This is a genomic window from Yokenella regensburgei, from assembly GCF_003634235.1.
Classification (GTDB): domain Bacteria; phylum Pseudomonadota; class Gammaproteobacteria; order Enterobacterales; family Enterobacteriaceae; genus Yokenella; species Yokenella regensburgei.
Genome location: NZ_RBIZ01000003.1, coordinates 272,717 through 293,790, shown reverse-complemented (window position 1 = coordinate 293,790; position 21,074 = coordinate 272,717). Strand labels below are relative to the sequence as shown.

Annotated in this window: 17 protein-coding genes; 4 read left to right on the top strand and 13 right to left on the bottom strand. The window is 54.7% G+C overall.

The window, feature by feature from the left end; all coding sequences use genetic code 11:
* Positions 1-11: 11 nt before the first annotated feature.
* The 9 genes from nuoI to lrhA all read right to left on the bottom strand — a co-directional run bounded on the left by nuoI (position 12) and on the right by lrhA (position 10,720).
* A complete protein-coding gene (gene nuoI / locus C7387_RS01490; protein WP_038256279.1) occupies positions 12-554 on the bottom strand; it encodes an NADH-quinone oxidoreductase subunit NuoI in 543 nt (180 codons plus the stop codon).
* A gap of 11 nt (positions 555-565) precedes the next feature.
* On the bottom strand, positions 566-1,543 hold the full coding sequence (gene nuoH / locus C7387_RS01485; RefSeq protein ID WP_006820946.1) for an NADH-quinone oxidoreductase subunit NuoH: 978 nt from the start codon (positions 1,541-1,543) through the stop codon (positions 566-568).
* Positions 1,540-4,266 (bottom strand): NADH-quinone oxidoreductase subunit NuoG, encoded by a 2,727-nt coding sequence (gene nuoG, locus C7387_RS01480; RefSeq protein WP_006820947.1) that lies wholly within the window; start codon positions 4,264-4,266, stop codon positions 1,540-1,542. The genes nuoH and nuoG overlap by 4 nt, the downstream gene beginning before the upstream one ends.
* A gap of 30 nt (positions 4,267-4,296) precedes the next feature.
* Positions 4,297-5,634 carry an NADH-quinone oxidoreductase subunit NuoF gene (gene nuoF, locus C7387_RS01475; protein WP_006820948.1) on the bottom strand — a complete coding sequence of 446 codons (1,338 nt, stop codon included), beginning with the start codon at positions 5,632-5,634 and terminating at the stop codon, positions 4,297-4,299.
* A complete protein-coding gene (nuoE, locus tag C7387_RS01470) occupies positions 5,631-6,131 on the bottom strand; it encodes an NADH-quinone oxidoreductase subunit NuoE (protein WP_006820949.1) in 501 nt (166 codons plus the stop codon). Before nuoE ends, nuoF begins: the two co-directional genes overlap by 4 nt.
* 2 nt (positions 6,132-6,133) lie before the next feature.
* The gene (gene nuoC, locus C7387_RS01465; protein ID WP_006820950.1) at positions 6,134-7,939 is read right to left on the bottom strand and encodes an NADH-quinone oxidoreductase subunit C/D; all 1,806 of its coding nucleotides are present in this window, start codon (positions 7,937-7,939) and stop codon (positions 6,134-6,136) included.
* A gap of 85 nt (positions 7,940-8,024) precedes the next feature.
* The gene (gene nuoB / locus C7387_RS01460) at positions 8,025-8,687 is read right to left on the bottom strand and encodes an NADH-quinone oxidoreductase subunit NuoB (protein ID WP_000386729.1); all 663 of its coding nucleotides are present in this window, start codon (positions 8,685-8,687) and stop codon (positions 8,025-8,027) included.
* A 15-nt stretch (positions 8,688-8,702) separates the two neighbouring features.
* Positions 8,703-9,149, bottom strand: a complete 447-nt coding sequence (gene nuoA, locus C7387_RS01455) for an NADH-quinone oxidoreductase subunit NuoA (RefSeq protein WP_006820951.1) — start codon at positions 9,147-9,149, stop codon at positions 8,703-8,705.
* A 629-nt stretch (positions 9,150-9,778) separates the two neighbouring features.
* The gene (gene lrhA, locus C7387_RS01445) at positions 9,779-10,720 is read right to left on the bottom strand and encodes a transcriptional regulator LrhA (RefSeq protein ID WP_038256272.1); all 942 of its coding nucleotides are present in this window, start codon (positions 10,718-10,720) and stop codon (positions 9,779-9,781) included.
* 915 nt (positions 10,721-11,635) lie between these two features.
* Here lrhA and alaA point away from each other — a divergent pair.
* Together alaA and yfbR are read left to right on the top strand one after the other, a co-directional pair.
* Positions 11,636-12,853: an alanine transaminase AlaA gene (alaA, locus tag C7387_RS01440; RefSeq protein WP_006820954.1), complete on the top strand. Its 1,218-nt coding sequence runs from the start codon at positions 11,636-11,638 to the stop codon at positions 12,851-12,853.
* 81 nt (positions 12,854-12,934) lie between these two features.
* Positions 12,935-13,534, top strand: a complete 600-nt coding sequence (gene yfbR, locus C7387_RS01435) for a 5'-deoxynucleotidase (protein WP_038256270.1) — start codon at positions 12,935-12,937, stop codon at positions 13,532-13,534.
* A 53-nt stretch (positions 13,535-13,587) separates the two neighbouring features.
* Here the strand turns inward: yfbR and C7387_RS01430 are convergent, their stop codons facing one another.
* The 4 genes from C7387_RS01430 to yfbV form a co-directional block, all read right to left on the bottom strand.
* Complete coding sequence (locus C7387_RS01430) at positions 13,588-15,420, bottom strand: SLC13 family permease (protein WP_006820957.1); 1,833 nt, start codon at positions 15,418-15,420, stop codon at positions 13,588-13,590.
* A gap of 76 nt (positions 15,421-15,496) precedes the next feature.
* On the bottom strand, positions 15,497-16,156 hold the full coding sequence (locus C7387_RS01425; protein ID WP_120815888.1) for a sugar phosphatase: 660 nt from the start codon (positions 16,154-16,156) through the stop codon (positions 15,497-15,499).
* An 11-nt stretch (positions 16,157-16,167) separates the two neighbouring features.
* Complete coding sequence (locus C7387_RS01420) at positions 16,168-16,662, bottom strand: YfbU family protein (RefSeq protein ID WP_038256265.1); 495 nt, start codon at positions 16,660-16,662, stop codon at positions 16,168-16,170.
* 80 nt (positions 16,663-16,742) lie between these two features.
* Positions 16,743-17,198 (bottom strand): terminus macrodomain insulation protein YfbV, encoded by a 456-nt coding sequence (gene yfbV / locus C7387_RS01415; RefSeq protein WP_038256263.1) that lies wholly within the window; start codon positions 17,196-17,198, stop codon positions 16,743-16,745.
* A 339-nt stretch (positions 17,199-17,537) separates the two neighbouring features.
* On the opposite strand from yfbV, the gene ackA reads away from it, so the two are divergent.
* Positions 17,538-18,740 (top strand): acetate kinase, encoded by a 1,203-nt coding sequence (gene ackA, locus C7387_RS01410; protein WP_006820962.1) that lies wholly within the window; start codon positions 17,538-17,540, stop codon positions 18,738-18,740.
* Between the two features lie 76 nt (positions 18,741-18,816).
* Positions 18,817-20,961, top strand: a complete 2,145-nt coding sequence (gene pta / locus C7387_RS01405) for a phosphate acetyltransferase (protein ID WP_038256258.1) — start codon at positions 18,817-18,819, stop codon at positions 20,959-20,961.
* Positions 20,962-21,074 lie beyond the last annotated feature (113 nt).

Here is a 21,074-nt window from a genome sequence, read left to right as displayed (position 1 = left end):
TGCCCCTCTCCTTACGGTAACAGGCTCTTGACGTCGATAGGTTTGGCTTCGTTTTCCGCCTCGCCCTTATCTTTGCCGTCGATTGCCATACCCGCCATCCGGTAGAAGTTATATTCCGGGTATTTGCCCGGACCGGAAATCAGCAGATCCTCTTTTTCGTACACCAGATCCTGACGCTTGTATTCGCCCAGCTCGAAGTCCGGGGTCAACTGAATCGCCGTGGTTGGGCACGCTTCTTCACACAGACCACAGAAAATGCAGCGTGAGAAGTTGATGCGGAAGAACTCCGGGTACCAGCGGCCGTCTTTGGTCTCTGCTTTCTGCAGAGAGATACAGCCAACCGGGCAGGCTACCGCACACAGGTTACAGGCAACGCAGCGCTCGGAACCGTCCGGATCGCGCGTCAGCACGATACGGCCACGGTAGCGCGGCGGCAGATATACCGGTTCTTCCGGGTACATCTGGGTTTCGCGTTTTGCGAACGCGTGCAGGCCGATCATCCAGATACTGCGTACCTGGGTGCCGAAACCTACCAATAATTCTTTTAAGGTCATGGTCTTTTCCCTTATTGCGCCTGCCACAGAATGACAGCCGCCGTACCCAACAAGTTGATAAGCGTCAGCGGCAGGCAAATTTTCCAGCCGAAGGACATCACCTGGTCATAACGCGGACGAGGCAATGAGGCGCGAATCAAAATGAACATCATCATGAAGAATGCGGTTTTCAGCGCAAACCAGATGAACGGAGGTAAGAGCGGACCATTCCAGCCACCGAAGAACAGCGTGACGATCAGCGCCGATACGGTAACAATACCGATGTACTCACCCACGAAGAACAGACCGAACTTCATGCCGGAATATTCGATGTGGTAACCATCGGCCAGTTCCTGCTCCGCTTCCGGCTGGTCAAACGGGTGACGGTGACACACCGCAACGCCCGCGATAGCGAAAGTGACGAAGCCAAAGAACTGCGGAATGACGTTCCACAGATGCGCCTGGTTGTTGACGATGTCGGTCATGTTGAATGAACCGGCCTGCGCCACCACGCCCATCAGGGAGAGACCAAGGAATACTTCGTAGCTCAGGGTTTGCGCAGAAGCACGCATCGCCCCCAGCAGCGAGTATTTGTTGTTGCTTGACCAGCCAGCGAACAGCACCGCGTACACCGCGAGACCCGCCATCATCAGGAAGAACAGGATCCCGATATTAAGGTCGGCAACCACCCAGCTCGGACTGACCGGAACGATAGCAAATGCCAGCAGCAAAGAGGTGAACGCGATCATCGGCGCCAGCGTGAAGATCACGCGGTCGGAGAATTTCGGGATCCAGTCCTCTTTGAAGAACATTTTGATCATGTCCGCAACCAGCTGGAGTGAACCACCCCAGCCCACACGGTTCGGTCCATAACGGTTCTGGAACAGACCCAGCAGACGACGTTCGCCGAAGCTCATGAACGCGCCGCAGGTGACTACCACCAGCAAAATGACAACCGCTTTCAGGATGCTTAACAGAATGTCGATAACATCCGGTGTTAACCAACTCATGCTTTCGCCTCCTGCAGATTATCAATACGCGCGCCGGTCAGTACCGGTGCAATACCCGGCAAGCCCATCGGTAAGCCCACCTGCCCTGCCGCCAGGCCTTCTGAAAGCAGCAGCGGTAAACTCAGGGTCTGACCTTCATAGCTGAATGACACATGCGCACCGGCGTTAACGCCAAGCGCGGCGGCATCTGCCGGGTTGAGTTTGATGTACGGCTGCGGCATGCGGGTCTGGAAGACCGGAGCACGTTGGGACAGTTCATCACTACCAAACAGGTGATAGTACGGCGCGATACGCCACTGACCTTTCTCCGCTTCAAAGCCCGCCGGAACGGTGGTGAAGTAGTCGAGACCAGCCTCAGAGGCTTCAATCAGACGCACGCCCGGATCGCCATGACGCAGTTTGCCACCCACTTCCGCCTGGAACTTGTTCCACGCCTGCGGGGAGTTCCAGCCCGGTGCCCATGCGAACGGAATTTGCGAACGCGGTGCGTTTGGCTGGTTGTTCCCTTCCATAGAGAAGGCAAACATGGTGTCTTTATCCTGCGGCTGACGCGGCTCGTGCACGCTGATGTTCGCGCGCATTGCCGTGCGGCCGCTGTAACGATGCGGTTCACGGGCCAGCTTCTGACCACGAATGCGGAAAGAGGCTTCCGGCGCGGCATCTTTAATACCTGCCAGCTGCGGCAGTTTTTCGATGACGGCGTCGATAACGTGATCGAGCTGAGTCCAGTCCACTTCGCGGCTCTGGACGGTGCTGTACAGCGAGTGCAGCCAGCGCCAGCTTTCGAGCATCACGGTGTTGGAATCGTAGTAAGACGGGTCGTAAACCTGGAAGAAGCGCTGGGCGCGACCTTCGTTGTTGATGACCGTACCGTCGCTTTCGGCAAAGCTTGCTGCCGACAGCACCAGGTGCGCTTTGTCCATAATGGCCGTGCGCTGGTGGTCGATAACCATTACCAACGGCGCTTTCGCCAGCGCGGCGTCAACGCGCGCTGCAGAAGCATGACGATGCAGGTCGTTTTCCAGCACTACAACCGCATCGGCAGCACCGCTTTCCAGTTCGCTCAGCGCCTCTTCAAGAGAGCCACCGCCCATCATGCCGAGGCCAACGCTGTTGACCGCACGGGCAATCATGGTCACGCCAACGTCGGCACCGCGTTTTTTCAACGCTGTCGCCACGTTTGCAGCAGCCTGAAGCATCGCTTCGCTACCGGCGTTAGTACCAGAGATAATCAGCGGTTTCTTCGCGCCGGATAGCGCCTGCACGATAACGTCCACTTTGCCTTTCAGGTCATTGCTGAGACCTTCAACTGCCGGAGCGGTGTTGTCCAGCGCATGGGCAATCGCGAAACCTAAGCGCGCCTGATCTTCAACCGGTGCGCGGTAGGTCCACGCCGCGATGTCGTCCAGACGAGTATCATCAATGTTGGTAACAAACAGCGGATGTTTGGCACGCTGGCCGATGTTAAGGATTGCCGCAATCTGCCAGTCAGCCACTTTCTGTGCTGCTGCCATTTCGCGCGCTTTGCCTTTCACCGCCTGACGCACTGCCAGCGCCACACGAGCACCGGTCTGGGTAATGTCTTCACCCAGCACCAGCACCGCATCGTAAGATTCGATGTCACGCAGCGCCGGAGTGTGTACCCCGCCTTCACGCAGCACTTTCAGCATCAGCTGCAAACGTGCCTGCTCGCCTTTGGCGATACCGGTGTAGAAGTTCTCTGCACCCACCAGTTCACGCAGCGCAAAGTTGCTCTCGATGCTGGCGCGCGGGGAGCCGATACCAATCACCTTCTTCGACTGACGCAGAATATCTGCTGCACCCTGCATCGCCTGCTCGGCGTTGAGGGAGATCAGGTCGTCGCCGCGGCGCTGAACCGGCTGACGCGGACGGTCTTTCAGGTTCACATAGCCATAGCCGAAACGACCACGGTCGCAGAGGAAGTAGTGGTTTACGGTACCGTTGTAACGGTTTTCGATACGACGCAGCTCGCCGTAACGTTCGCCCGGGCTGGTGTTACAGCCAATGGAACACTGCTGGCAGATGCTTGGTGCAAACTGCATGTCCCATTTACGGTTGTAACGCTCAGAGTGGGTTTTGTCGGTGAATACGCCGGTCGGGCAAATCTCTACCAGGTTACCGGAGAATTCGCTTTCCAGCGTACCGTCTTCCGGGCGACCAAAGTAGACGTTGTCGTGAGCGCCATATACGCCCAGATCGGTGCCGTCCGCATAATCTTTGTAATAACGCACACAGCGGTAGCAGGCGATGCAGCGGTTCATCTCGTGAGAGATGAACGGCCCCAGATCCTGATTGCGGTGGGTACGTTTGGTGAAACGGTAGCGACGGAAGCTGTGACCGGTCATCACGGTCATATCCTGAAGGTGGCAGTTACCGCCCTCTTCGCAGACCGGGCAGTCGTGCGGGTGGTTGGTCATCAACCACTCGACAACGCTTTCGCGGAACTGCTTCGCTTCTTCGTCATCAATAGAAATAAAGGTGCCTTCGGTTGCCGGTGTCATACAGGACATCACCAGGCGGCCACGCGTGTCTTCCGCGTTCTGATATTGCTTCACCGCACACTGGCGGCAAGCCCCAACGCTTCCCAGCGCCGGATGCCAGCAAAAATAAGGAATATCAAGACCAAGAGAGAGGCAAGCCTGTAACAGGTTGTCCGCTCCGTTAACCTCGTATTCTTTGCCGTCTACATGAATCGTAGCCATTAGCGTGCTTCCAAAATTAAAATCGTTAACTCACCAGCGCGTCTTGAGCAGGTTCGGCTGAATCCCATTAATCAGATGGGTATTGCTGAACTGTTGCTTGATACCTGCTTCGAACTCGTCACGGAAATATTTAATCGCGCTCTGCAGCGGCTCAACCGCACCTGGCGCATGCGCACAGAAGGTTTTGCCTGGGCCTAAGAAGCGGCACAGCTGCTCCAGCGTTTCGATATCACCCGGCTGGCCTTCGCCACGTTCGATAGCGCGCAGGATCTTGACGCTCCACGGCAGACCATCACGGCACGGCGTACACCAGCCACAGGACTCACGAGCAAAGAACTCTTCCAGGTTACGTACCAGCGATACCATGTTGATCTCGTGGTCGACGGCCATCGCCAGCGCAGTACCCAGACGGCTGCCCGCTTTACCGATGCTTTCAAATTCCATCGGCAGGTCGAGATGCGCCTCGGTGAGGAAGTCAGTACCCGCGCCGCCAGGCTGCCAGGCTTTGAACTTCAGGCCGTCACGCATACCGCCGGCATAATCTTCAAGGATTTCACGCGCGGTGGTACCAAACGGCAGTTCCCACAGGCCCGGATTCTTCACGCGCCCGGAGAAGCCCATCAGCTTGGTACCGGCATCTTTGCTCTTAGAGATGCCCTGATACCATTCCACACCATGCTCAAGGATAGCGGGTACGTTACACAGGGTTTCTACGTTGTTCACGCAGGTCGGCTTACCCCATACACCAGAGCTTGCCGGGAACGGCGGCTTGGAACGCGGGTTAGCACGACGACCTTCGAGGGAGTTAATCAGCGCGGTTTCTTCACCGCAGATATAACGCCCGGCCCCGGTGTGCACGAACAGCTCGAAATCAAAACCGGTGCCGAGAATGTTTTTCCCAAGCAGGCCCGCTTCGGTGGCTTCGGCAATCGCACGACGCAGATGCTGAGCGGCTTCGATGTATTCACCGCGCAGGAAGATGTAGCCACGGTAGGCCTTCAGCGCAAATGCAGAAATCAGCATGCCTTCCACCAGCAGGTGTGGCAGCTGTTCCATCAACAGGCGGTCTTTGTAGGTGCCCGGCTCCATTTCATCGGCGTTACACAGCAGGTAACGGATGTTCATGGATTCGTCTTTCGGCATCAGGCTCCACTTAAGACCCGTGGAAAAGCCCGCACCGCCACGCCCTTTCAGGCCGGCGTCTTTCACGACGTTGACGATTTCATCCGGCGCCATGCCGGTCAGCGCTTTACGCGCACCGGCATAGCCGTTTTTACTTTGGTACTCATCCAGCCAGACCGGCTGCTTGTCTTCACGCAAGCGCCACGTCAGCGGATGGTTCTCAGGAGTCAGAATGATGTTCTTCATTTGTACTGCTCCAGCAGGTCCGGGATGGCATCAGGCGTCAGATGGCTGTGAGTATCCTCATCAATCATCATGGTTGGCCCTTTGTCGCAGTTACCCAGGCAGCAGGTTGGCAGCAGGGTAAAGCGGCCATCAAAGGTGGTCTGGCCCGGCTTGATATTGAGTTTCTTCTCAATCGCAGCCTGAATGCCCTGATAACCCGTGATGTGGCACACCACGCTGTCGCAGTAGCGAATCACGTGACGACCTACCGGCTGGCGGAAGATCTGGCTGTAGAACGTTGCCACACCTTCTACGTCGCTCGCCGGGATCCCCAGAACATCAGCAATCGCGTAAATCGCGCCGTCCGGTACCCATCCGCGCTGCTTCTGAACGATTTTCAGCGCTTCAATGGACGCCGCACGCGGGTCTTCGTAGTGGTGCTTCTCGTGCTCAATGGCATCACGCTCTGCCGCACTCAGCTCAAAAGCCTCGGTTTGTGGTTGTTGATTCTCGTGCATAATTAGCGGTCCACGTCTGACATAACAAAATCGATACTACCCAGATGGACAATCAGGTCGGACACCAGGCTGCCGCGTACCGCTACCGGGATCTGCTGCAGGTGCGCGTAGCTCGGAGTACGGATACGGGTACGGTAGCTCATGGTGCTGCCGTCGCTTGTCAGGTAGTAGCTGTTAATACCCTTGGTTGCTTCCACCATCTGGAAGGACTCCTGCGCCGGCATTACCGGGCCCCAGGAAACCTGCAGGAAGTGAGTAATCAGGGTTTCGATATGCTGCAGCGTGCGCTCTTTCGGCGGCGGAGTCGTCAGCGGGTGATCCGCTTTGAACGGCCCTTCCGGCATGTTCTTGAGGCACTGCTCAAGAATGCGCAGGCTCTGACGCAGCTCTTCCACTTTCAGCATCACGCGGGTATAGCAGTCGGACACGCCGCCGCCAACCGGGACTTCAAAGTCGAAGTTTTCGTAGCCAGAGTATGGACGCGCTTTACGCACGTCGAAGTCGATACCGGTGGCGCGCAGCGCAGCGCCGGTACAACCCCAGTCCAGCGCCTCTTTCTTGCCGTAAGCGGCAACGCCCTGGGAACGACCTTTGAGAATGGTGTTACGCAGCGCGGCTTTCTCGTAAGAGTCCAGACGCTTCGGCATCCAGTCGAGGAAATCACGCAGCAGCTTGTCCCAGCCGCGCGGCAGGTCGTGCGCGACGCCGCCGATACGGAACCAGGCCGGGTGCATACGGAAACCGGTGATCGCTTCCACCACATCATAAATCTTCTGACGGTCGGTAAAGGCGAAGAACACGGGGGTCATCGCGCCGACGTCCTGAATGAACGTGGAGATATACAGCAGGTGGCTGTTGATGCGAAACAGTTCGGAGAGCATCACGCGAATCACGTTAACGCGATCCGGGGTAGTAATACCTGCCAGTTTTTCAACGGCCAGCACGTATGGCATTTCGTTCACGCAGCCGCCGAGGTATTCGATACGGTCGGTATACGGAATGTAGCTGTGCCAGGACTGACGCTCGCCCATCTTCTCAGCGCCACGGTGGTGGTAGCCGATGTCAGGAACGCAGTCGACTATCTCTTCACCGTCGAGCTGAAGAACGATACGGAACGCACCGTGCGAGGACGGGTGGTTCGGGCCGAGGTTAAGGAACATGAAGTCCTCGTTCTCGGTGCTGCGCTTCATGCCCCAGTCTTCCGGCTTGAAGGTCAGCGCTTCCATCTCCAGATCTTGTTTTGCTTTAGTCAGCTCAAACGGATCGAATTCGGTGGCGCGCGCCGGGTAGTCTTTACGCAGCGGGTGGCCTTCCCAGGTCGGCGGCATCAGCAGACGCGTCAGGTGCGGGTGGCCATCGAAGGTAATACCGAACATTTCCCAGGTTTCACGCTCATACCAGTTGGCGTTCGGGAACAGTTTGGTGAGGGTCTGGACGTGCAGATCGTTTTCAGACAACGCCACCTTGAGCATGATGTCGCGGTTGCGGTCTACTGAAATCAGATGGTAGAAAACGGAAAAATCCGCGGCCGGTAAACCGTCGCGGTGGGTGCGCAGGCGCTCGTCCATGCCGTGTAAGTCAAACAGCATCACATAAGGCTTTGGCAACTTCTTCAGGAAATCGACCACTTCGAGCAGCTGTTCGCGTTTAACCCAAACAACGGGTACCCCGGTGCGGGTAGGCTGAACAGTAAAGGCATCCGGCCCAAAACGGTTGCGCAGTTCGCCAATCACTGGATCATCCAGGTGGTCCCGGGTGCTCCATGCTGGTGCGTCGTGCGCGGTTAAATCGGTCATATTGTTCACCATTGCAAAAGGTCTGTGGTGGTTGGGCGTGGCTTCGCGCTATTTATTGTCGTCTGCGAAGAGTGATTCCACGGCCCACAGGCGCAAATTAAATCTCGTCTGGTGTACGCAGATTCGTTACTGCAATACGTTCGCCGCGCTTACGCTCGCGTTCGGACTGCATATTGGCGCGGTACACACCCTGATCGCCAACCACCCACGACAGCGGACGGCGCTCTTTACCGATGGACTCCTGCAGCAGCATCAGCGCTTGCATGTAGGCTTCCGGACGCGGCGGGCAGCCAGGGATGTAAACATCCACTGGAATAAACTTATCCACGCCCTGTACAACAGAATAAATGTCGTACATGCCGCCGGAGTTCGCACAGGCCCCCATGGAAATGACCCACTTAGGCTCCAGCATCTGGTCATACAGACGCTGAATAACCGGCGCCATTTTGGTGAAGCAAGTACCCGCAACCACCATCAGGTCAGCCTGACGCGGGGAAGCACGAAGTACCTCGGCACCAAAACGCGCAACGTCATGCACCGCAGTGAATGACGTCACCATTTCCACGTAGCAGCAAGAAAGGCCGAAGTTATACGGCCAGATTGAGTTCTTACGGCCCCAGTTCACCATGTCATGGAGCTTACCCATGAACACATTTTTATTAACTTCTTGCTCCAGGGGGTCGGTTACGATCTCCTGTTTTTGCAGGGGGTAACGGTCGTTCTCACCGTTAGGATCTATGCGGGTGAGCGTATAATCCATCTTATTGCCTCGCTTTTACTGCATATGACGGTTAGTGGCGCTGTCGGTTTCCTGATTTACCAGCGTGCGGCGTGAACGTGCAGGCGTCCAGTCCAGCGCGCCAATACGAACGAGGTAAACCAGACCAGCCAGCAGCACTAAAATGAAAATAGCTGCTTCTACAAATCCTACCCAGCCGCTTTCACGGATGGAGGTTGACCATGCGTACAGATAGAGCGCTTCCACGTCGAAGATGACGAAGAACATGGCGACCAGATAGAACTTCGCAGAAAGGCGTAAGCGGGCAGAGCCAACGGAGTCGATGCCCGATTCAAATGGGGTGTTTTTACTACGCGCGCGGGCGCGACCGCCAAGGAACCAACCACCAATCAACATGAAACAGCACAAGCCGATGGCGATGATGAGAAATATAGCGAAAGCCCAGTGATGAGCGATGACTTCAGTGGATGTTGACATACGCATTGCTTAACCAAATAGGTAGCGCCAAAATCTCTGCTCTTGCTGGCAGATGAACGCCACAGATTCATGGGGAGGAATAAAAAAGCCTTACAAAGACTGTCTGAAAAAGTGACTTAGACAGCAAAACGCTGTGGCTTTTTACTCCTTTCTATAACCTTTTGTCAACTTTAACAAAAGTTTCCTCACATTAGTTTACACCGGATGCATTTCATTAACATTAAATGCCCTTTAGCGCGATTTTTTCGAAATCACCGTCAGGATTTAACGCTGTTGAATCGTGTCCGTGCCAGGCGTAAACGAGATTTGCCCTTCTATTTTGACAGGATTTGACCGCGATTCCTCCCCCTATTGAGGAGTATTTTCTTGATCTGAGACACGCTTCTGTTAATTGCCCCAAGAAAACAGCAACAAAAAAGCCGTTTTTTTAACATTAGCAGCCCGTTCTGAGCAGGGAGAGAAAATAAACATCACGTCGCGAAAGTGTTCACTAAGTGAATGAAAATCAGCAACAAAGCGGCGAAGATTCCAACAGTTGCTGGTTAAACATGCAAAAAAAAAGCCATCGTGCAGAAAACCAGCGACGACGGCTATTTTTTAAACTTACATTTTGTTACCAGATTTCGGCGAGTTTGTTACCCAAAATCCTCTTCAACCGTACGGGTATCCCCTCCCCCTTCCGGGGTATAATGGCGGAACTGCGACCACGGGTTATGCTGCTCTTCAATCGCCTGAAAAATCACATCAACCAGTTCGTTCTGGCTCTGACCGTTGCGGCTCAACAGATACTCGGTATCGGGTAACACGGGAAGCCCGTCAGATTTTCCCAGTACCCGCAGATCCGGGCTCATCATCTCAACCGGACGCGCAGTTACGCCTAACCCGGCCTTAACGGCAGCACGAACGGCAGCAAGCGTTGAGGCGACATACGCCAGGCGCCACGGAATACGCGCCGCATCAAGCGATTCAAGAATGATGTCGCGAAACGGGCTGGGGTCATCCAGCAGCACCAGCGGTACGGCTTCGCCCGGTTGCATCACATATTCTGCGGCACAGTACCAGAGCGTTGGCGATGTTCTCAGCGTGTGGCTGTCAAACGACGCCAGACGATGAGAGGTCAGCACCAGATCCACTTCGTTACTGTGCAGCATATCCGCCATTTCAGCATGACGTTTCACGCGAACATCCAGCGCTAGCTTAGGGTAAACCGAACTTATCCGATTAAGGAGAAACGGCAGGATAGTATCTGCAGATTCATCAGAAGCACCTATCGTCAGCGTGCCCTGCAGGTTGCTAAACATTAGCGATGTGCATGCTTCATCATTAAAACGGAGAATCTTTCTGGCGTATCCCAACAGCTGGATCCCATGCTCCGTCAACAATTTGTTCCGCCCGTGACGGGCAAATAACTCTTTACCTACGAGTTGTTCCAGTCTCTGCATCTGCTGACTAACGGCGGACTGGGTACGACCTACTGCAGAGGCTGCAGCAGCGAAAGTATTCAGATCAGCGACCGCAACGAAAGTTCTTAGCAGATCGAGGTCGAGATTCAGTATCGGACGATTTGCAGTTATCATATTTATTCACTTACAGGTTGCTGGTGCTTACCTGCCTGGTTAATGCTGTGCTCAAAACTTCAGGCATTACCGTTTGAATCGATTCTTTCAGACACGTGATGCCAGAAGAACACCTGAATGAAGCGTTATTGCACGCAATTTGCCTGTCTGCCGCGCACGGGCAGACCCCTAGCTATATTTTTGTTTATTCTTGCTTTTCTGAAATAATCGAAGTCTTCAAATTAATGTGAAGTCATGCAAGAAATTTGCAGGCACGGCATACTTTCTTTACAGGCCTGGCGCAGCCAGGATAATTCTATCCAGAACAAGAAAAAACAAAAATACTAACAATAACAAATAGTTATATAGTTAATTCACTGTTTATAGGCTGTTTAAACACGCCTTTATAGTAATTAACCTCTGTATCCTAACCCAAAACCATTATATTTATAAGTGTTATTGGGTATAATCTTACACAAAATTTCTGTTAAGAATCAAAGCTCTTTAATCTAAATAACAAAAGAGACAAATATCTTTGCAAATAATAAAATTTATTAATTGTTTAAATATTCTTTCATTAACATTACTTAACAATGCCTTCACAGTTATCAGTATTAAACCGAATCGCTGACTACGCAAAAACCTCCCATATCCCTCCTCCTGCTTTACCCAGTCGGTGAGAAACAACATTTTTTAATCAGCATAAAATTCAACGCAACCGGCATAAAGCCGCAGATATCACCAGACAAAACGCAATTACCTGCAAGATAACGCCACAGTAACAGAGCATTGCAGCGAAAGAGATTAGGTGGAATATTCTAACAACACAAAATCTTCTTCTGTTGACCCTTCAAAATCCCCCCTATGGGGAGTACATTATTCCGTGCTGACTTCCACGGCAGGGAGTCACGACAATAGCTAAAAGGTCAACGATTCATGTCACCCATCGAAAAATCCAGCAAACTTGATAATGTCTGTTACGACATCCGCGGCCCGGTTCTTAAAGAAGCCAAACGTCTTGAAGAAGAAGGCAACAAAGTTCTTAAACTGAACATCGGCAACCCCGCGCCCTTCGGCTTTGACGCCCCGGACGAAATCCTGGTTGACGTGATTCGTAACCTGCCAACCGCGCAGGGCTACTGCGACTCAAAAGGTCTTTACTCCGCCCGTAAAGCTATCATGCAGCATTATCAGGCGCGTGGTATGCGTGATGTGACCGTTGAAGATATCTACATCGGTAACGGCGTTTCCGAGCTTATCGTGCAGGCGATGCAGGCACTGCTGAACAGCGGTGATGAAATGCTGGTCCCAGCCCCGGATTATCCGCTGTGGACCGCAGCGGTATCGCTCTCAAGCGGCAAAGCGGTGCATTACCTGTGCGACGAAGAGTCAGACTGGTTCCCGGACCTCGATGATATTCGCGCTAAAATCACTCCGCGTACCCGCGGTATCGTGATCATTAACCCGAACAACCCAACCGGTGCGGTGTACTCCAAAGAACTGCTGCTGGAGATTGTCGAGATCGCCCGCGAGCACAACCTGATTATTTTCGCCGACGAAATCTACGACAAAATTCTTTACGATGAAGCGCAGCACCACTCCATCGCTGCCCTGGCGCCGGACCTGCTGACCATCACGTTTAACGGCCTGTCGAAAACCTACCGTGTGGCGGGATTCCGTCAGGGGTGGATGGTACTGAACGGCCCGAAAAAACACGCCAAAGGCTACATTGAGGGGCTGGAGATGCTCGCCTCTATGCGCCTTTGCGCCAACGTCCCTGCCCAGCACGCGATTCAGACCGCGCTCGGTGGCTATCAGAGCATCAGCGAATTCATCGTGCCCGGCGGCCGTCTGTACGAGCAGCGCAACCGCGCGTGGGAGCTTATCAACGAGATCCCCGGCGTCTCCTGCGTGAAGCCGAAAGGCGCGCTGTACATGTTCCCGAAAATTGATGCCAAACGCTTTAACATCCACGATGACCAGAAAATGGTGCTCGACTTCCTGCTGCAGGAAAAAGTGCTGCTGGTTCAGGGAACGGCCTTTAACTGGCCGTGGCCGGATCACGTGCGTATCGTGACCCTGCCGCGCATCGACGATCTGGAGATGTCCATCTCCCGCTTCGGTCGCTTCCTTTCCGGATATCATCAGCGATAATCCTCTTGGCCGTCGGATTTGCATCCGGCGGTCAACTCTGCGCACAATGGTTCTGATGTTGTAACGGATATCAGGAAAACTATGAGCCAGAGCCATTTCTTTGCCCATCTCTCCCGTCTGAAGTTAATCAACCGCTGGCCGCTAATGCGCAATGTGCGGACTGAAAACGTCTCTGAACATAGTCTACAGGTCGCCATGGTGGCCCACGCGCTGGCAGCAATTAAGAACCGTAAATTTAATGGCCACGTCAACGCCGAGCGTATTGCTCTGCTGGCGATGTATCACGACGCCTCAGAGGTGCTGACCGGCGATCTCCCAACCCCGGTGAAGTATTTTAATTCGCAGATCGCCCAGGAATATAAAGCCATCGAAAAGATTGCCCAGCAGAAGCTGGTTGATATGGTGCCCGATGAGCTGCGGGATATCTTCGAGCCGCTGATCGACGAAAGCCAGTACAGCGCCGAGGAAAAGTCGATAGTCAAACAGGCCGATGCCCTGTGCGCCTACCTGAAATGTCTGGAGGAACTCTCTGCCGGTAATAACGAGTTCCTGCTGGCGAAATCCCGGCTGGAGAAAACGCTGGAAGAGCGCCGAAGCGATGAGATGGACTATTTTGTACAGGTGTTCGTTCCAAGCTTCCATCTGTCACTGGATGAAATCAGCCAGGATTCACCGCTGTAGGACTAAGTTGCCTGACCCCCTCTCCCGCAGGAGAGGGGATTTCAGAGTGACACTCAGAACGGGAATAACACCGGGATGAACAGCACCGACACCACCATCACCAGCAGGGTGAACGGTACGCCAATTTTTACGAAATCACTAAAGGTGTAGTTACCAGGCCCCAGCACCAGCGTATTCACCGGCGACGATACCGGAGTCATAAAGGCCGCCGAAGCCGCCATGGCCACCACCATTGCAAACGGATACGGCGATACCCCCATCGATTTTGCCGCCGCCAGGGCAATCGGTGCCATTAGCACCGCTGTCGCGGTGTTCGAAATAAAGAGGCCAATCGCGGCACACATCACGAACAGGCAGCCGAGCATCAGGTACGGCCCCTGGTCACCCCCCACGCTCATCAATCCGTGAACAATAAGATCAACCCCACCGGTTTTCTGTAACGCAAGGGCAAAAGGCATCATCCCGACAATCAGAATAATGCTCGGCCAGTGGATCGCCTTGTAAGCGCTCTCGGCATCAACGCAACGAAACTTCGCCATCAGCAGACAGGCTATAATCGCGGCCACCGGGTTCGGGATTTCATCCGTCAGCATCAGCGCCACCATCAGTACCAGGCAGAAAATAGCGTGCGGTGCCTGGCTGTGGGCAGGCGATGCCTCGCTCTCTTCAACCGGGAGATTAAGCACCACAAAATCGCGTCCTTTTTGCGCCAGCTGAGTAATGAGCTTCCAGTTACCCACCACCAGCAGAATGTCACCCAGCTCGATGGGTTCATCCACCACCGTGCCCTCCAGCGCTTCACCGCCGCGCTTTAGGCCAACGATATTAAGACCGTAGCGGGTACGAAAACCAATTTCACGCACCGTTTTCCCTAATAATTCAGAATCCGGTATCAGCGACACTTCCGCCATGCCGACGTCCAGCGCCTGATCGGAGAAATACTCTCCGCGCAGCACCATAGGCTCGAGCATCTGTTCGCTACAGAACTGGCGCAGATCGACCTCCGCCGCCGACATATCAATCAGCAGTACGTCGCGAGCACGGAACTCAGAGACACCGTTCACGTTGACGATAACCCGGCGAAAACGCCGCCAGCGCTCTACCCCGATAACGTTCGCACCGTAACGTTCACGCAGGCGAAGATCGTCGAGCCGCTGGCCAATCATCGGCGAACCGGGGCGGATCGCAAGGCGACGCGCACGGCCGGTGAGCCCGTAGTCACGAATCAGATCGCGGAAGGTGCGCCGACGCCAGCCATCTCGTTGCGCCTGTGGATCCTCTCCTTTGAGCATAAAGCGCATCAGCAGCATATAGATGATGCCCAGTACCAGCACTATCAGCCCGATCGGGGTGACGCTAAAGAAGCTAAAACCGTGCAGCCCTTCGCGGACAAGCTCACTGTTTACCACCAGGTTTGGCGGCGTCGCGACAAGCGTCATCATGCCACTGATAAGCCCGGCGAAGCTGAGCGGCATCATCAACCGGGACGGCGATGTCTGCATCTTCATGGAGACACTCAGCACCACCGGAATAAAAATCGCCACCACCCCGGTAGAGCTCATAAACGCCCCGAGCCCGGCCACGGTCAGCATCAGGTAAATCAACATTTTGGTTTCGCTGCTACCGGCAATCTTCACCAGCCAGGCACCCATTTTGGTAGCCACACCGGTGCGCACCAGTCCGTCGCCGATAATAAACAGCGCGGCGATAAGAATAACGTTGGGATCGCTGAAGCCAGAGAAGGCTTCGCTAAGCGTGAGGGTGTCGCTTAAAACAAATGCGACGATAACCAGCAGCGCCACCGCATCCATGCGGACTTTGCCAGTGGCAAAAAGCACGACGGCAACCGCCAGCAAACACAGCACCCAAATCAGTTCACCATTCACAACATGTCCTTGTCAGATGAGGGGAAAGAAATAGTGCCATAAAAAAGCCCCGGTGAACCGGGGCTAAATCATAGCTTTACGCTTTCAGCGCCACGCTCGCCGTGCCGTCGGCCTGTTTGACGACCTCAAGCGCAGTGAGTGACGTCAGCACCAGGTCCACCTGCGCAAGGCAGGGCGACCCGGCAGGGACATTGACGGCAATAACATGACATCCTGCCGCCAGCCCTGAGATAACGCCCGCCTCGGCATCTTCCACCACCACACACTCCGCGGGTGTCAGGCCGAGCAGTTCAGCCCCCAGCAGGTAAGCGTCCGGCTCCGGCTTACCGCGCGCCACGCGTTCAGCGGTGACAAACACTTCCGGCTTCGGCAAACCTGCGGCCCTGTGACGCGCATGGGCGACCGGTACCGTCCCGGACGTCACAATGGCCCACGGAATGCCCTTGTCGTTAAGGTGGGTCAGTAGCGCCAGTGCCCCAGGCAGCGCAGTAATCCCATCCGTATCAGCGGCTTCCATTTGCTCGAGGAAAGCGAACTCGGCTTTGATTTCCGCCTCGTTTTTTCCCGGCAGGAAGTGGCGCAAAGAGGTAATCGCTTGTTTACCATGAATAAAATCAAGTACTTCTTCATGGCTCAGGCCGTGCCTGTCCGCCCAATGGCACCATGAACGTTCGACTACCGGCAGGGAATCCACCAGCGTGCCATCCAAATCAAACAGGAAACCTTTACACTGCACAAGCGCCTCCGTCAGGCATTAATAATCTGGTTAATCTCGTTGCTGCTCAGGTGATACTGACGTGGGCAGGCGTGCCAGGCGCTCAGCATGCGCTGGTATTTTTCCCACATCGGGGTCTGGGCGTTGAAGCCGTGGGTCCCGGCGTCGAAGTGCGCATAGCGTCCTTCCACGTTGACCATAAAGCGTACATAACCAAGGTAGCGGGCTTCTGTGGCGGCGTCGAAGCCCAGGAACGTCACGCGACGCTCATCAATGGTGCTGGCATCTTTCAGGTTAGTCCACGAAACGTGCAGCGCGTGATACATCTCCATGATGTCGATGATCGTGCGGCAGGTCTCTTCCGTCAGTTGGCCGAACTCACGATCCAGTTCGCGCATCTGTAGCCCATAGCCGCGCTCAATGATCGTTTGCAGACGGCGGTAACGCTCGGCGTTGTCGGGATCGAGCATGGTCATCATTTTGTACTGGTTCGACAAAATGAGGCGTTGAGCGTTAGTCATTTCCATTTTTGACTCCTGTTGCTTTTCGCAGCAAAAAAAAAGACACACATTGTGTGTCTTCTTTTATATGCGTTTTTGCGCGTCAATTACAAATCATCAAGGAAAGTTTTATCCAGTTGTTTGAAGGCGCGCTTAAGCGTGTCAGCTAAAGCCTGGTAATCTGGCTTGCCTTCGACCGGCGCCAGCGCCTGCCCCGCTTCCTGTAATTTCCCGCGAACTTCGTAGAACCAGTTGAGAATGGTCGGTGGTAACGGCGTAACCGAACGCTTACCCAACCACCAGAGTCCCTGCATTGGCAGGCTCAGGGCAAACAGCGCCGTAGCAACCGCCGGGCCGAGTTGTCCCCCCAGCGCAATTTGCCAGCAGAGGGTGAAGACCGCAATCGGCGGCATCAGGCGAATGGCATATTTCGTCATACGAATGGCGCGGTTCTCAACAAACACCGGCGCCAGGCGTTTATCCATTGGCCACGTCTTTGAATAGTGCTGTCCCCGGCGGAACAAGCTAAAAAAACTAACCGGGCGATTTTCGGATGTCGACATGGCGTTACCTCAACTTCACATGCAAAAATTAAAAAAAACTTACAAAACCACAACTGGGTTTGACAACGTTCAAAAGATTTTGTCATTGCCCCCTACGATCGGGTATCCTGTGCCAGCCTGAGATGGGCATAGACCCGTTCTCCTGGCTTGTCAAATTATTGCATATTATGCCACTGGCTGAAAATTGTGCAAAATGACATAGAATCAACAGGTATTTCCTTCATCGTGCCCAAAACAAGAACAAGGCATGATGTTAATCATAAATGTCAGCCTCATCCTGCGCTACGCTTTATGACTCACTGACGTTTTTTTAGCCACGTATCACTAATAGGTACTTCCATGTCGAGTAAGTTAGTACTGGTTCTGAACTGCGGTAGCTCCTCTCTGAAATTCGCCATCATCGATGCGACCAACGGTGAAGAGTATCTCTCTGGTTTGGCCGAATGTTTCCATCTGCCTGAAGCACGCATCAAATGGAAATTAGACGGTAGCAAGCAAGAAGCAGCCCTCGGTGCAGGAGCAGCTCACAGCGAAGCGCTGAACTTTATCGTTAACACTATTCTGGCACAAAAACCAGAACTGTCCGCCCAGCTGACCGCAATTGGTCACCGTATTGTTCACGGCGGCGAAAAATACACCAGCTCCGTGGTTATCGACGAAACCGTCATCCAGGGTATCAAAGACGCGGCGCCGTTTGCACCGCTGCACAACCCGGCTCACCTGATCGGTATCACCGAAGCGCTGAAATCCTTCCCGGGTCTGAAAGATAAGAACGTTGCCGTGTTCGACACCGCGTTCCACCAGACCATGCCGGAAGAATCTTACCTGTACGCCCTGCCGTACAACCTGTACAGAGAGCACGGCGTTCGTCGTTACGGTTTCCACGGCACCAGCCACTACTTCGTGACTCAAGAAGCCGCGAAAATGCTGAACAAGCCGGTTGAAGAACTGAACATCATCACCTGCCACCTGGGCAACGGTGGTTCCGTTTCCGCTATCCGTAACGGCCAGTGTGTCGACACCTCTATGGGTCTGACCCCGCTGGAAGGCCTGGTGATGGGCACCCGTACCGGTGACATCGACCCGGCAATCATTTTCTTCCTGCACGACAACTTAGGGCTGAGCATCGATCAGATCAACAAAATGCTGACCAAAGAATCTGGTCTGCTGGGTCTGACCGAAGTCACCAGCGATTGCCGCTACGTTGAAGACAACTACGCGACGAAAGAAGACGCTAAACGTGCAATGGACGTTTACTGCCACCGTCTGGCGAAGTACATCGGTTCCTACAGTGCACTGATGGACGGTCGCCTGGACGCCGTTGTCTTCACCGGTGGTATCGGTGAAAACGCTGCAATGGTACGCGAGCTGTCCCTGGGCAAACTGGGCGTACTGGGCTTCGAAGTTGATCACGAGCGTAACCTGGCTGCCCGTTTCGGCAAGTCTGGCTTCATCAACAAAGAAGGTACCCGTCCTGCCGTGGTCATCCCGACCAACGAAGAACTGGTTATCGCGCAAGACGCCAGCCGTCTGACCGCCTGATTCCACACCGCCAGCCTACGCTGGCGGTGCTGTTTTTGTCACCCGCCGTCCTGGCGGTTACGAAAGAGGATAAATCGTGTCCCGTACTATTATGCTGATCCCGACAGGTACCAGCGTAGGCCTGACCAGCGTCAGCCTCGGTGTTATCCGCGCGATGGAACGTAAAGGCGTTCGTCTGAGCGTATTCAAACCTATCGCCCAGCCGCGTGCTGGTGGCGATGCGCCAGACCAGACCACCGCTATCGTTCGCGCCAACTCTTCAGTTCCGGCCGCAGAGCCGATGAACATGAACCACGTTGAATCTCTGCTCTCCAGCAACCAGAAAGACGTGCTGATGGAAGAGATCATCGCCAACTACCACGCCAACACTCAGGATGCTGAAGTGGTGCTGGTTGAAGGCCTGGTGCCGACTCGCAAACATCAGTTCGCGCAGTCTCTGAACTACGAAATCGCCAAAACGCTGAACGCGGAAATCGTGTTCGTGATGTCCCAGGGTACTGATACCCAGGAACAGCTGAACGAGCGTATCGAACTGACTCGCAGCAGCTTCGGCGGCGCGAAAAACACCAGCATCACCGGTGTTATCATCAACAAGCTGAACGCTCCGGTTGATGAGCAGGGCCGTACTCGTCCTGACCTGTCCGAAATCTTTGACGATTCTTCCAAAGCGAAAGTCGTGAAGATTGACCCGGCTGCGCTGCAGGCTTCCAGCCCGCTGCCAATTCTGGGCGCGGTGCCGTGGAGCTTCGATCTGATCGCTACCCGTGCTATCGATATGGCGCGTCATCTGAATGCGACCGTGGTTAACGAAGGCGATATCAAAACCCGCCGCGTGAAATCCGTGACCTTCTGCGCGCGCAGCATCCCGCACATGCTGGAACACTTCCGCCCGGGCTCCCTGCTGGTGACCTCCGCTGACCGTCCGGACGTGCTGGTTGCAGCCTGCCTGGCAGCGATGAACGGCGTTGAGATCGGTGCCATCCTGCTGACCGGTGGTTACGACATGGACGCGCGCATCTCCAAGCTGTGCGAGCGTGCATTCGCGACTGGCCTGCCGGTATTCATGGTGAACACCAACACCTGGCAGACCTCTCTGAGCCTGCAGAGCTTCAACCTGGAAGTTCCGGTTGATGACCTCGCACGCATCGAGAAAGTTCAGGAGTACGTCGCTAACTACGTTAACGCCGATTGGGTTGAGTCTCTGACCGCTACCTCCGAGCGCAGCCGTCGTCTGTCTCCGCCAGCCTTCCGCTACCAGCTGACCGAGCTGGCGCGTAAAGCCGGCAAACGTGTTGTTCTGCCAGAAGGCGACGAGCCGCGTACCGTGAAAGCAGCAGCCATCTGTGCTGAACGTGGTATCGCGACCTGCGTACTGCTGGGCAACCCGGACGCTATCAACCGCGTTGCGGCTGACCAGGGCGTTGAGCTGGGCGCTGGCATCGAAATCGTCGATCCAGAAGTAGTTCGCGAGAGCTATGTGGGTCGTCTGGTTGAGCTGCGTAAGAGCAAAGGCATGACTGAAGCCGTTGCCCGCGAACAGCTGGAAGACAACGTGGTGCTGGGCACCCTGATGCTGGAGCAGGATGAAGTTGACGGTCTGGTTTCCGGTGCTGTTCACACCACCGCAAACACCATCCGTCCGCCGCTGCAGCTTATCAAAACTGCGCCAGGCAGCTCGCTGGTTTCTTCCGTGTTCTTCATGCTGCTGCCGGAACAGGTTTACGTTTACGGTGACTGTGCGATCAACCCGGATCCAACCGCAGAACAGCTGGCTGAAATCGCCATCCAGTCTGCTGACTCCGCGATCGCCTTCGGTATCGAACCGCGCGTAGCGATGCTCTCCTACTCCACCGGCACCTCTGGTGCAGGTAGCGACGTAGAGAAAGTTCGTGAAGCAACTCGTATCGCTCAGGAAAAACGTCCTGACCTGATGATCGACGGCCCGCTGCAGTACGATGCCGCCGTGATGGCTGACGTTGCGAAATCCAAAGCGCCGAACTCGCCGGTTGCTGGTCGCGCTACCGTGTTCATCTTCCCGGATCTGAACACCGGTAACACCACCTACAAAGCGGTACAGCGCTCTGCCGACCTGATCTCCATCGGGCCGATGCTGCAGGGTATGCGCAAGCCGGTGAACGACCTGTCTCGTGGCGCGCTGGTAGACGATATTGTCTACACCATCGCACTGACCGCGATCCAGTCTTCACAGCAAGAGAAGTAATTTTTCTTTTTAATCAAAAAGGCCGGTCAGCAATGACCGGCCTTTTTATTTGCGTTCAAACTGAAATGTCCAAAAATAAGGCAACACTGCCTCTCCGCTAGTCAACCTCCGAT